This is a genomic window from Pedobacter sp., assembly GCF_965227205.1.
Lineage (GTDB): Bacteria > Bacteroidota > Bacteroidia > Sphingobacteriales > Sphingobacteriaceae > Pedobacter.
Genome location: NZ_OZ245727.1, coordinates 471,576 through 484,626, shown reverse-complemented (window position 1 = coordinate 484,626; position 13,051 = coordinate 471,576). Strand labels below are relative to the sequence as shown.

The 13,051-nt window shown below is 33.5% G+C and carries 12 protein-coding genes; 11 read left to right on the top strand and 1 reads right to left on the bottom strand.

What is annotated here, in order from left to right:
- Nucleotides 1–8: 8 nt before the first annotated feature.
- From ACO05K_RS01870 to ACO05K_RS01835, 8 genes are all read left to right on the top strand, one after another.
- Nucleotides 9–755, top strand: coding sequence for a hypothetical protein (locus tag ACO05K_RS01870; RefSeq protein ID WP_421942768.1), 747 nt, complete (start codon nucleotides 9–11; stop codon nucleotides 753–755).
- Between the two features lie 413 nt (nucleotides 756–1,168).
- Nucleotides 1,169–3,103, top strand: a complete 1,935-nt coding sequence (gene rpsA / locus ACO05K_RS01865) for a 30S ribosomal protein S1 (protein ID WP_421942767.1) — start codon at nucleotides 1,169–1,171, stop codon at nucleotides 3,101–3,103.
- Nucleotides 3,104–3,673: 570 nt separating this feature from the next.
- Nucleotides 3,674–5,338, top strand: coding sequence for a beta-N-acetylhexosaminidase (locus tag ACO05K_RS01860; RefSeq protein WP_421942766.1), 1,665 nt, complete (start codon nucleotides 3,674–3,676; stop codon nucleotides 5,336–5,338).
- Between the two features lie 244 nt (nucleotides 5,339–5,582).
- Entirely contained in the window at nucleotides 5,583–6,059 is a 477-nt protein-coding gene (locus ACO05K_RS01855) for an RNA polymerase sigma factor (protein WP_421942765.1), read from the top strand.
- Between the two features lies 1 nt (nucleotide 6,060).
- The gene (locus ACO05K_RS01850; RefSeq protein WP_421942764.1) at nucleotides 6,061–6,657 is read left to right on the top strand and encodes a hypothetical protein; all 597 of its coding nucleotides are present in this window, start codon (nucleotides 6,061–6,063) and stop codon (nucleotides 6,655–6,657) included.
- Nucleotides 6,658–6,904: 247 nt separating this feature from the next.
- Entirely contained in the window at nucleotides 6,905–8,254 is a 1,350-nt protein-coding gene (locus ACO05K_RS01845; protein ID WP_421942763.1) for a hypothetical protein, read from the top strand.
- 1 nt (nucleotide 8,255) lies between these two features.
- Nucleotides 8,256–9,257 (top strand): SPFH domain-containing protein, encoded by a 1,002-nt coding sequence (locus ACO05K_RS01840; RefSeq protein WP_421942762.1) that lies wholly within the window; start codon nucleotides 8,256–8,258, stop codon nucleotides 9,255–9,257.
- 79 nt (nucleotides 9,258–9,336) lie between these two features.
- Nucleotides 9,337–9,576: a hypothetical protein gene (locus tag ACO05K_RS01835; protein WP_421942761.1), complete on the top strand. Its 240-nt coding sequence runs from the start codon at nucleotides 9,337–9,339 to the stop codon at nucleotides 9,574–9,576.
- An 8-nt stretch (nucleotides 9,577–9,584) separates the two neighbouring features.
- On the opposite strand, the gene ACO05K_RS01830 is transcribed toward ACO05K_RS01835, so the two are convergent.
- The gene (locus ACO05K_RS01830) at nucleotides 9,585–9,986 is read right to left on the bottom strand and encodes a thiol-disulfide oxidoreductase DCC family protein (RefSeq protein WP_421942760.1); all 402 of its coding nucleotides are present in this window, start codon (nucleotides 9,984–9,986) and stop codon (nucleotides 9,585–9,587) included.
- A gap of 112 nt (nucleotides 9,987–10,098) precedes the next feature.
- Here ACO05K_RS01830 and ACO05K_RS01825 point away from each other — a divergent pair, with 112 nt between their 5' ends.
- From ACO05K_RS01825 to ACO05K_RS01815, 3 genes are all read left to right on the top strand, one after another.
- The gene (locus ACO05K_RS01825; RefSeq protein WP_421942759.1) at nucleotides 10,099–10,926 is read left to right on the top strand and encodes an aminotransferase class IV; all 828 of its coding nucleotides are present in this window, start codon (nucleotides 10,099–10,101) and stop codon (nucleotides 10,924–10,926) included.
- A 270-nt stretch (nucleotides 10,927–11,196) separates the two neighbouring features.
- Nucleotides 11,197–11,742: a bifunctional pyr operon transcriptional regulator/uracil phosphoribosyltransferase PyrR gene (gene pyrR / locus ACO05K_RS01820; RefSeq protein WP_421942758.1), complete on the top strand. Its 546-nt coding sequence runs from the start codon at nucleotides 11,197–11,199 to the stop codon at nucleotides 11,740–11,742.
- 6 nt (nucleotides 11,743–11,748) lie between these two features.
- Entirely contained in the window at nucleotides 11,749–12,678 is a 930-nt protein-coding gene (locus ACO05K_RS01815; RefSeq protein WP_421942757.1) for an aspartate carbamoyltransferase catalytic subunit, read from the top strand.
- The last annotated feature ends 373 nt before the right edge of the window (nucleotides 12,679–13,051 follow it).

Sequence of the window (13,051 nt, the reverse complement as noted above, 5' to 3'; positions counted from 1 at the left end):
TCATTATTATGAAGAAATTACTTTTACTCCTTTCAATAAATTTTTTAACATTCAAATTGATTGCCTGTGTTTGCGAACCAACTAGCATTACACAACAATTTTTAACGGCCGATTTTGTTGCTGTCGCTGATATAACCGAAACGTTTAATAATGAAGAAGGAAAATATTTTTATAAGGTTAACCTAAATATAGATCAGCAATATAAAGGAGATAAATCTATAAATTCTATTAATGTTGGTGGTTACAGTGGCTTAGATAAAAATATTTATAGTTCTTGTGAAATCAAATTAATTTCGGGAAGCAAGTGGCTAATTTTTGGCTATAAAAACAAAGACGGAAATTTAACTACAGGAATGTGCTCAGTGTACAGGGCAGAAAAATTCTATTTAGATCAATTGAAAGCTTTACCAATACTCGAAATTTTAAAAAATCAAAAAGAATTACTAAAGTCTAATTACCCAAGATTTGAAACCGGTATTGAATACAATGTACCAAAAACTTATGTTACCGGCAAGATTAGCGATTACATGCTTGTATCAATAAAACTTGATTCTAATGCAAAAATTTCAAACATTAATTTTTTAACTAGCGATAATCCTATTGCTAAACAGCGTGTTGAAAAAACCATAAAAAAATTTAATTTTAAAGCCTTTTTAGACAAACATAAAATCAGTTACAGTAAGGGTTACTTATATGTTATTGAGCTTTATCCTTACACTAGCATGGTTGAACCGGATTTAAAGTTATATAAGTAACGATAAGGTGATGTTCTCGATTGCTAAACCCGGTAGTAGCGGCAGCCCGAACCCGATTTTTTCAATCGGGAGAGGCTATAGCGAATAACGGGACTGCTGGAAGCTAAGAATTACTAAACGCTCATTTTCAAATTATTGTGCATAATTATTATTTAAAAAACACCCCACCCTTCGAGCACCCCTCTAAAAGAGGGGAATTACGTATCGACTATTTGAAGCAAACAATCTTTACTCCTTGCTCCTTTATCTTTACTCCTTTAAGCACCAAATCTTGATACTTGATACTAAATACTTGCTACTCCTTTTATAATAACCTAAAAATCAGCAACATTTATTAAAAAAATCTTTTCTATTAATTAAAATATTTTTACCTTTGCTGTCCCTAAATAGGGAAAAAAGGAGATAATTAATTAATGGCTAAAAAACAAGTAGCAGAAAAAGAATTAGCAGCTAAAACAGCTGAGCTTCAGGGAGAAGGCGGACGCCTGACTGAAAAAGAAACTATTGAATCAGAAGCTGATTCAGTTTCGATCGAATCGATCAAATCATCATTAGCAACACCAACAGAAGATTTTGATTGGGATGCAGATGAAAAAGTTTTCGGTAATTACAATGATGCAGACCGTAAAAAGTTTGAAGATATGTATGCTGGAACATTCAATCAAATCACTAAAGGTGAAATCATTAGCGGTATCGTTGTTTCAATTAACAACAAAGATGTAGTATTAAACGTTGGTTTTAAATCAGACGGTTTAGTTTCTACTTCAGAATTCCGTGATACACCAGATTTAAAAATCGGCGATTCAGTTGACGTTTTCGTTGAAGCACCAGAAGATGCTAACGGTCAATTGATCCTTTCTCGCAAAAGAGCAAAAACTCAAAGATCTTGGGAAGCTATTAACGAGGCTCTTGAAAATGATAGAATCATCAACGGTTTCGTTAAGAGCCGTACTAAAGGTGGTTTAATTGTTGATATCATGGGCGTTGAGGCTTTCTTACCAGGTTCTCAAATTGATATTAAACCTATCCGCGATTACGATGTATACGTGGGTAAAACAATGGAATTCAAAGTTGTTAAAATTAACCATGAGTTTAAAAACGTTGTAGTTTCTCATAAAGTGCTAATTGAAGACGATTTAGAATCACAAAAAGTTGAAATCGTTTCTAAATTAGAAAAAGGACAAGTATTAGAAGGTACTGTTAAAAATATTACTGATTTCGGTGTGTTCATCGATTTAGGTGGTGTTGATGGTTTACTTCACATTACTGATATTTCTTGGGGCCGCATAGAGCATCCAAAAGAAGTATTATCATTAGATGAAAAAATCAACGTTGTTGTTTTAGATTTCGATGATGAGAAAAAACGTATCGCTTTAGGCTTAAAACAATTAACTTCTCACCCTTGGGAAAACTTAAACGCTGACATTCAAGTTGGTTCAAAAGTTAAAGGAAAAATTGTAACTGTTGCAGATTACGGTGCTTTCTTAGAAATCATTCCAGGTGTTGAAGGTTTAATCCACGTTTCAGAAATGAGTTGGTCGCAAAACTTAAGAAACCCACAAGAATTCTTAAAAGTTGGTGACGAAATCGAAGCTGAAGTTTTAACTTTAGACAGAGACGAGCGCAAAATGAGCTTAGGTATTAAACAATTATCTAACGATCCATGGCAAGAAGTTGCTGCTAAATTCCCAGTTGGAAGCAAGCACAAAGCAACTGTTAAAAACATGACTAACTTCGGCGTTTTCGTTGAAATTGAAGAAGGAATTGATGGTTTAATCCACATTTCTGACTTATCATGGTCTAAAAAAATCAACCACCCTAACGAATTCACTAAAGTTGGTGATGTATTAGACGTTGTTGTTTTAGAATTAGACGTTGATAACCGTAAGTTAAGCTTAGGTCACAAACAATTAGAAGAAAACCCTTGGGATACTTTCGAAACTATCTTTACTTTAGATTCGGTACACCAAGGAACAGTTGTTAAAGTAACTGATAAAGGTGCTGTTATTGCTTTACCATACGGTGTAGAAGGTTTCGTACCAACTAAACACATGGTTAAAGAAGATGGTACTTCAGTTAAAGCTGAAGAAACTAACGACTTCAAAATCATCGAGTTTAACAAAGAAGCTAAACGCATCGTTGTTTCTCACGCTCGTATTTGGGAAGAAGTTAAAGCTGAAGCTGTAGCAGAAGAAAGAGCAACTAAGAAAAAAGAAGCTAAAGCTGCTGTAACTGCTGTTAAAAAAGTTAAAGATTCTGTAGAGAAATCTACTTTAGGAGATTTAGACGTATTAGCACAATTGAAATCGCAATTAGAAGGCGAAGAAAGCAAAGCTAAAAAAGGCTAGTTCTTTTTAACTGAATATATTAATCCCGATAGCGAAAGTTATCGGGATTTTTTTGTACTATTTTTTTTTTGCCACGGAAACACGGAATACACAGAACTTCACAAGGTCGTCATTGCGAGAAGGATTTTGCAGCCGACGAAGAAGCAATTTTATTTTACCTCTCCCTGTGAAAGTTAGAAGCATAAATTCTTTTACTGCTATCCCTCTCCTTAAAGAGAGGGAAACAAAAGGAAGTACTTTTAACCGATAAACTCTACATAACAAAGTTTGTAATTGAACCACCATCTGTTCGTTCCCTCTCTTCAAGGAGAGGGATGAATTGTAACCGCGTTGAACCACTTCCTTTAATAGGGAGAGATTTTTGAAAGCGAAAGCAAGCGATAATCGCTCACTCCTGCCCCGCTGTTTGTTCAATCCTTTTGGCGAACTGTCATGCTGAGCTTGTCGAAGCACGCAAACCAAAAAGGATTTTCCTCCCATCGGGTTTATGTAACATCATTAATTCGTTCTATCAAACCGTTTCCTTTCATCAGCTTAGAATTATTACTTTTGAATCGAAATCGACTAATTATGAAAAACCTATTATTATTTTGCTTCTTAGCTTTTACCTTAAATCTTTCTGCTCAGGAAGTAAACATTATACCGCAGCCTGCATATTTAAAAGTAGAATCTACCAAAAAAACATTTATAATAGATGCAAAGACACAAATTGTAGTTGTCGATTCATCTTTAATAAGCTCTGCCGATTTTCTTAATGATTATCTACAAAAATATTATAAACTAAAACTTAACATAACTAATGTTACGCCAAATAAGAACTTTATTACTTTGGTTTCAGACACGAGCATTAGTAAATTCAGCAATGCTTATATATTAAACACCTCAGATAAAGGAATTATTATTTCCGGAACTTCAAAACCCGGAGTATTTTATGGAATTCAATCATTAATTCAATTAATCCCAGCCAATAACTTAAATCAATTAAACATTCCTTCAGTTAGTATAACCGATTATCCCCGTTTCGATTATCGTGGTATGCACCTTGATGTAAGCAGACATTTTTTCAATGTAGACTTTATAAAACAATACATAGATTATTTAGCCTTACATAAAATGAATTACTTCCATTGGCATTTAACCGATGACCATGGCTGGAGAATTGAAATAAAAAAATATCCAAAACTTACCGAAATCGGTGCCTGGAGAAATGGTAGCATTGTTGGTTTATGGCCAGGAAAAGGAAATGAAAATATAAAATATCAGGTATTAACAACAGAAGTTAAGATTACACCAAAAGATGCAGTGGTTAAAACCGACGGAATTAAACACGGTGGATATTACACACAAGAACAAATTAAAGATGTTATTGATTATGCAGCTAAACGCTACATCACCATTATTCCAGAGATTGAAATGCCTGCACATAGCATGGCTTTATTGGCTGCACACCCAGAATTAGGAACTGAACTAAATAAAAAATACGAGGTTGCCCAAACCTGGGGAATGATGAATAAATACAACAATGTTTTGCAAGCATCTGACACAACTTTTAAATTTTTGGAAAATGTTCTGTTGGAAGTGATGGATTTGTTCCCTTCACAATACATTCACATTGGCGGCGATGAAGCTTCTAAAATTTGGTGGAAACAATCTGCAGTTTCACAACAAATTATGAAAGCTAATGAACTTAAAAACGAAAGCGAATTACAAAGTTATTTCATCCAAAGGATAGAAAAATTTGTAAATAGCAAAGGCAAAACCATTATTGGTTGGAATGAAATTTTACAAGGTGGCTTAGCACCAAATGCTGTAGTAATGAGCTGGCAAGGTGAAAAAGGCGGCATTGAAGCTGCAAAGCAAAATCACAAAGCCATTATGACACCCGAAAACATCATGTATTTTAACCATGCGCAATTTGTTAAAGAAGATAGTTTAACTGCCAATAAATTATCACCATTAGTTAATGTTTACAATTACGAACCCATTCCTAAAGAATTAACGACAGAACAAGGGCAGAACATTTGGGGTGCACAAGGCTGTTTATGGAGCGAATACATTACCAATCCGGCTAAAGTACAATACTTATTGTTCCCAAGATTAGATGCTTTGAGCGAGATTTTATGGAGTCCGAAAGAAAAACGCAGCTATCCTGATTTTCAAAAAAGATTAAAAATACAATTTAAAAGATATGATTTAATGGGTGTTACCTATTCAAAACGGTATCTGGAAAATTAATTTTCCAATCTTGTAATTTCCTGAAATAATTCCTTACTAACTGTTCAAATAAATTTAAAAAATTATGGATAACAGGAATTCAAAATTTGGCTTAGTAGGATTTTTAATTATTGTAGCAAGCCTTCAAACTACATCTTATTACATTAAATATTTTTTGATAACAATGGCTGTTATATTTTTAATTAGAGATATTGCTCGCTACCACAAAGAGTTTAAAGCCAATCGTTCACAAAAATAACATAGAATGATTGAAAATTCTTTTCTGCAAAAGGTAGAGGAACATAAGGGAATCATTTACAAAATGATAAATCTATATGCCGATGATGATGAAGATCGCAAAGATTTATATCAGGAAATTATATTTCAAAGCTGGAGCGCATACGCCCGATTTAAAGGAGATGCCAAATTCTCTACATGGCTATACAAAATCAGCTTAAATGTTTCCCTCTCTTTTCTAGGTAAGCAGAAAAAGCAAAACCAGATTAATAAAATCGAAACATTCGATTATTACTTTGAACCACCTGAATTATCTGAACGGGCAGACTGGCTTTATCGGTGTATCAGAAAACTAACTGATGTTGATAGAAGTATAATTATGCTGCATTTGGATGGCTTTGACAATACTGAAATTAGCGAAATGACTGGTTTATCTCGCAACAATACAAATGTTAAACTTCATCGCATTAAACAACAATTGGCTTCACTTTTAACAGGAAAATAAAATGAATTTAGATCAGGAATGGCAAAATCTAAGTGCCGAACTAAATATTAAAGCAAAGCAAATAGATATCACTAAAATAACGATTGATAAAGAATCGCACTCGCTGCTTCAAGATTTATTATTCAAATTAAAATGGAAATTAAGATGGATACGAATTATTGATATTCCTATTTTAATATTTGCCTTCATTGTAAAAGGTGATTTAAAATTTCTGCTAATTTTTGTCTTCCTCACATATGAAATTTCTAGAGCATTAGGGATGATAAAATTCAGGAAAATTAAAACCGGAATTGATTATAATGCTAATACAAAAGATGTTTTAATCAACAATTACAAGGCAATAAAAGAAATTTTAAAAGGCGAGACCGTTTACGGCTATATCTTTTTACCGCTTGCAGGTCCAATTGGTTTATTAGCTTACAAATTATTTGTCCATCAATCTTTCGAGAAAGTAATTAGCTTACCAAATATTTTGTATCAGCTTATAGCTGTGGCATTGATTGGAATACCATTTATTTTTATCGCTAGGAAAATGAATGATAGCATTTTTGTAAAACCATTAAATGAACTGAAAAACAAAATAGCTGAACTTTCTTAATAACTAACATAATCTTTTCAGCTAACCAATGGTGAAATTTATTTCCCAAATTGTAGAATAATTATTTTATTATTTAAATCGCTTTATTCATTTTATTAAACGAATTTCTGGGAAAACAATACGCTTGTAAAGTGGTACTTCAATAATGCCAGCAAATAAAATGTATTTTTTAAATTTAGCATGAATCTTGCTGAGACTTAGCAAGTTTTGAAAGATTACATTTAGAAAGTTTTTATAAAAAAAGCTAATGGCTAAAGAAATTAAAGCAATTAAGTGTCCAAATTGCGGCAGCGTAAATAAAATAGAATTAAAGCCCGATTTTTATAAATGCAACAGCTGCCAAACAGAGTATTTCTTAGATAACAATGATGTAAACATTAATTACAATCACAATTTTAATAATTCAAATCAATTTGGCGATAATAGTAAAGCAATAAAAACTGTTGCCATCGTAATAGGATGTATTATTGGAGCCTTTATATTATTTTCTGTATTAATCGGCGTCCTCAGCAACAAAAAACAAAAAAACACTTCTACTTATTCAACATCTACTTCTACTGATGATGAAGATGATTTTTACACGATAAGATATAAAACATTAACATTTCTAAAAACCAGTACTAAGCAACCAATTATATTGGCTTTAGAAGAAAGAAGATATAACGCAAAAAGTAATGATAGTAGAAATGGAAACTATCTTTCGTTTTATAATCCCTTTGATAAGAAACTGATAGCCGAAGAGAAAGTTAATAACGAGTCTCATTCGCATTCAGAATTTAACTTCAGAATATTTTCTGACGGGAATATCTACATCATTAACAATAAAGCCACTTTCTTAAAGCTCAATCAGGAAACGTTTAAGACTGAAGATGTTGGAAAGAAGTATTTTGAAGCCAATCCCGAATTGCAGATTGGTGCAGCAACTATCGAATTTGTGTACGATAATTATGGCGATGGTTTGGTTTTGCTAACTAACGATGGCAAAAAGAGATATTATTATCCATTTGTACAAAAGCTATATACCGAAAAAGAATTTCGAAATGCTTGCGAAGGTTTCAACAATCTTTTACCAACTGCAAAAAACAAAACCATTCACGTTTTTACATCGCAAAGCTCAGATTACCCTGAAGATAAACTGCAGCTAATTCAACTTACTTATTTAGATAACGGACCAGGAGCAAAAGATGTTGCAGACCACTTGGCTTGGGGTAAAAACTTTGGGGGTTCTGGAATATTTACCGACAGCGACCCTTACACAAAAACGCTTATCGCTGCTTACGAAAAAAAACGAAGCAGAATTTTAAGTTGGAAAGATATTACACCAGATAGGCTTTATTTTGCGCCATCAGTTATAATTGATGAAGGAGAAGATTTGCTTATTCAGTTTAGAGCAGATGCTAATGAGAAGAGCGCATTTAAATTGCAAAAGCTAAATAAAAATAGTGGCACAATAGAATGGACTACCGCACTACCTGCGGGCAAAAAATTACAAACAATTACTAAACATAAAGATGGTCTCGTTGGCGTATGTGATGGAGACCAGGTGATTGTATTGGATGCAAAAGGAACTATAACTAGCAATTATAAATTAGACTAAAATGGGAATAGGAGATTTTTTTAAAAGACAATTATCACAGGTAGTTGAGTGGAAAAACCAAAGCAATGATTTATTGGTGCATAAATTTCCATCAGATAATGATGAGATAAAAAACGCCAGCAAACTAATTGTTAATCCTGGACAAGCTGTTATATTGGTTTATGAAGGCAAAATAGCTGATCATATTACTGAAAATGGCATTTATGATATCGAATCAGATAATCATCCATTTCTTACTACTCTATTAAAATTGCGAACCAATTTTGAAAGCGAACATAAATTAAGGATATATTTTTACAGAACTGCAGAAAATGTAAATCTGCATTGGGGAACTTCGCAAGCTGTTAAATATGTAGATCCTATTTATAAAATTCCGGTAGAATTAGGCGCAAATGGTAGTTTCTCTTTCAAAATAGCTGATTCATTACATCTTTTCAATAACATTATCGGTTCAAAAGATAATTATACAGTAGCCGAAGCTAAGGAATTACTTCAAAGTCGCTTTCCTCAATCTATATCTTCTGTTTTAGCAAAAAGCTCTATTTCTTACCAACAGATTGATGCTCAACTTGCGGAGCTAGCCAGTGGAGTAAAAGAATTACTAAACACAGAAGCCGAAAACCTCGGATTAGAACTCACTGATTTCAAAATAAACGGGACTATTTTTGATGCCGGTACAAAAGAAAGGATTGCTAAAGTCGCTGATATTACTGCCGATACAATGGCAGCCAATGAAGGTGGCTTAACTTATGTTGAACTCGAAAAATTAAAAGCACTTAGAGATGCAGCTCGTAATGAAGGTGGACTTGCAGGTGCTGGTTTACAATTAGGAGTTGGCATGGAACTAGGAAAAACATTTGATTTGGCAAAAGAAGAAAAGCTTAATGCACCAGATGTAGATCCTGTAGCCAAATTGCAGCAACTTAAACTTTTATTAAATGAAGGCATTATTACACAAGAAGAATTTGATGCCAAGAAAAAAGAATGGCTAAGTAAATTCTAATTTTTAATGATAAAACCTGCACGCTTTTAAACCTGTAAGTTAAATAAGTTCTCACACTACCAAAACCAAATATTACAGCATGAAAAAATTTATTGGAACACTAATTGTTTTACTCAGCATATCATTTATTGGTATTTTGATATTAAGAGTTTGGGATATTTACATTATAAGTGTAGATGAAATTATTAACAGCGGTTATACACTTGGATTGTTGGGTGCATTAATCGTTGTTTTAATTATTGCTTACAGTGCATTTTTCAAAAATAGCAGTAAAGGCTACAATAAAAACATTGGCAACAATGCACATCCAAAATTGTAGAAATAGATTTACTCGTAAAATCTACTTTTAAGTTCTGGAGTTGGTACCCAGCAACTTTCTTGTTTGCCCCACCATTTATACCTATTTTTTGCAATAATATCGTAAATCCAATCGCGGATAAATTTAGGGACGATGATAAATCCGTACATCAGCGGCCAAAATCCGCTGAGCTTCTTTGCTATTCTTAGCGCTGCTGATGATTTTTGATAAACTTTACCATGCTCCAAAAGCACTATTGAATTTAGTTGACTGGAATTCGTAATAGATTGTGGCAAATGCTCTTTTGCATAATTACCTTGTAGCGCCGTAAACTGAAAATATTTATGCTTATCGCGTTCTAAAGTAAACTGAACGGATGCATTACACAAATTACAAACTCCATCAAAAAAAATTACCGGCTGTGCATTCATTTTAATAAATGTAGAAAATTATTTTTAGCTGTAACTTATTAATTAAATATTACAAATTGCTTCACATTCAAGTTCAAATCGATTAATTTTAATCATATCAACGTTAGCAAAAATGTACATCTCTATAAATAACGAATTACTGCCAGAAGCCAATGCAAATATTTCTGTTTCAGATTTATCTGTGCAAAGAGGCTTCGGGATTTTTGATTTTTTGAAAACGATTAATAACCATCCTGTTTTTTTAAACGATTACTTAAACCGTTTTTTTAATTCGGTTAAAGAAATGAATATGCAAGCTGGGTTTGACAAAAAGCAACTTAGTGACGCAGTTTTTGCGCTTATTGATAAAAACAACATCCCAAATTCTGGCATAAAAATAATATTAACTGGAGGATATTCTGATGACGGCTATACAATGGTTAAACCAAATCTTATCATTATTCAAACACCGCTAAACATTATCGAAAACCCAACCAAGCCGATAAAATTGGTTAGTTACAACCACCAAAGGCAATTACCACAAGTAAAAACTATAGATTATTTACAGGCAATAAGGTTGCAGGGCTTTGTTAAAGAAAATAATGCTGATGATTTATTGTACCACAATGGCTTAGTTAGAGAATGCCCAAGGGCAAATATTTTTATGGTAACCGACAATGAAATTATTACCCCTAAAACCGAAATTTTGAAAGGAATTACCCGCAGCAAAGTTTTAACAATAGAAATTGAAGGCTATAAAATAGTAGAAAAAGATTTCGAATTAGAAGATATTTACACTACTAAAGAAGTTTTTATTACAAGCTCTACCAAGAATATTTGGCCTGTTTCTGAAATTGATGGTAAGCAAATTGGCAATGGAGAAAACGTAATTGCAAAACAGTTAAACGATAAATTATTACAAATAATTAAGGCAGATAAAAAAGCAGAAATGGTATTTTAGGCATCTTATAAACCGCAAATAGCATTTCAAAAGTGCCCACTTAAACCGGATGGAAACGGCAGCCCCGAGTATTAAAGCCTGCGCAGTGGGACTACGAGGGCTACAGTGTACAGCCGGAACAAACAATTAAACAGAGCGATTGGCATTGCTTTTCGAAAAAATAAAAATAACATTTTAACCATCAATAGATTAAATAGCCGGAATCAACTTTACAGCATTTCAACTTTCCTACCTTAAAACATTTTTATATATTTGCCCAATCCTTCTTCAATGCAAAAGAAAACACTTCTTGACGGACAAAAAATTCAGATTACAATTAAGCGGCTTTGCCATCAGTTAATTGAAAACCACGACGATTTCTCGAATACCGTTTTAATTGGCATTCAGCCGAGAGGGCCTTTTTTGGCCGACCGGATTCAAGAGGAATTACAAACCATTTTAAAAAGCAAAAAAATTTTAAAAGGAAACCTTGATATTACATTCTTCAGGGATGATTTTCGTAGAAAAGATGGTTTGGTTACGGCAAACAGCAATTCGATAGATTTTATTATCGAGGGCAAGAAAGTAATTTTAATTGATGATGTATTGTGGACCGGCAGAACGATTAGAGCTGCGCTCGATGCATTGTTGGCTTACGGCAGACCGGAAAAGGTAGAATTGCTTGTTTTAATTGACAGAAGATTTAGCAGGCATTTACCAATTGAACCCGATTACATTGGTTTACAGGTTGATAGTGCAAGTGCGCAACACGTAAAAGTGACCTGGGCAAGCGAAGGTGGAGAAGACAAAGTTTTATTATTATCAGATAAGCAATAGCAAAAAATGGCAGCAGACAAACTATCAACCCGACATCTTTTAGGTATTAAAGATATTAACCGGAATGATATCGAATTAATTTTCGAAACTGCAGATAATTTTAAAGAAGTGATTAACAGGCCGATAAAAAAAGTGCCTTCACTTCGTGATATTACGATTGCTAATATTTTCTTCGAAAATTCTACCAGAACAAAATTATCTTTCGAACTTGCCGAAAAAAGGCTTTCGGCCGATGTTGTAAACTTTGCAGCATCTTCATCATCAGTAAGTAAAGGCGAAACTTTAATTGATACGGTGAACAACATCTTATCAATGAAAGTTGACATGGTGGTAATGCGCCATCCATATGCGGGAGCTGGTCAGTTTTTAAGCAAGCATGTAAAAGCACAAATTGTAAATGCAGGCGATGGTGCTCATGAACATCCAACGCAAGCTTTATTAGATGCTTTCTCTATCCGCCAGAAACTTGGCGATGTTACCGGAAAAAAAGTAGTTATTGTTGGCGATATTTTGCACTCGAGGGTTGCAATTTCTAACATCTTATGCTTGCAACGTTTAGGTGCTGAAGTTATGGTTTGCGGTCCGACTACGTTAATTCCAAAGCACATTCACCAATTGGGTGTTAAAGTAGAGCATAACTTAATTAAAGCTTTAAACTGGTGCGATGTTGCAAATATGCTTAGAATACAATTAGAACGTCAGGACATTAAATACTTCCCCTCTTTAAGAGAATATGCCATGATGTACGGTTTAAATAAACAAATACTGGATAATCTTGATAAGGAAATTGTTGTAATGCATCCTGGCCCTATAAACCGTGGTGTGGAGATTACCAGTGATGTTGCGGATAGTAAGCAATCTATAATTCTGGATCAGGTAGAGAATGGAGTTGCTGTAAGAATGGCTGTACTATATCTTTTGGCTAGTCAGGGATAGTTTTGTTGGCTTGTTGGCTTGTTGGTTTGTTGGTTTATTAGTTTATTGGTCATTGGTTCATTAGAATTAGCAATTAACCAATTCAACAATTCCTACAATTAACCAATAAGGCAATTCCTACAATTAACAAATAAGGCAATTAGCCAAGCCTCAACAGAAATCTTTTTACACATTTCAATTTTCTTCATACCAATTCGAAAAACCAATCGTTAAACTTGTGTTATTAACAGATGTTAATTACTTCTGTTGATAAGCACTGATACTATTTATAATTTAGTACCAACCATATTTGAAACCGATGCAATCATTATAATTAGGCAATACATTATTGTAAAGCGATTATGATATTTCATTACCATTGAGAAAAGATACA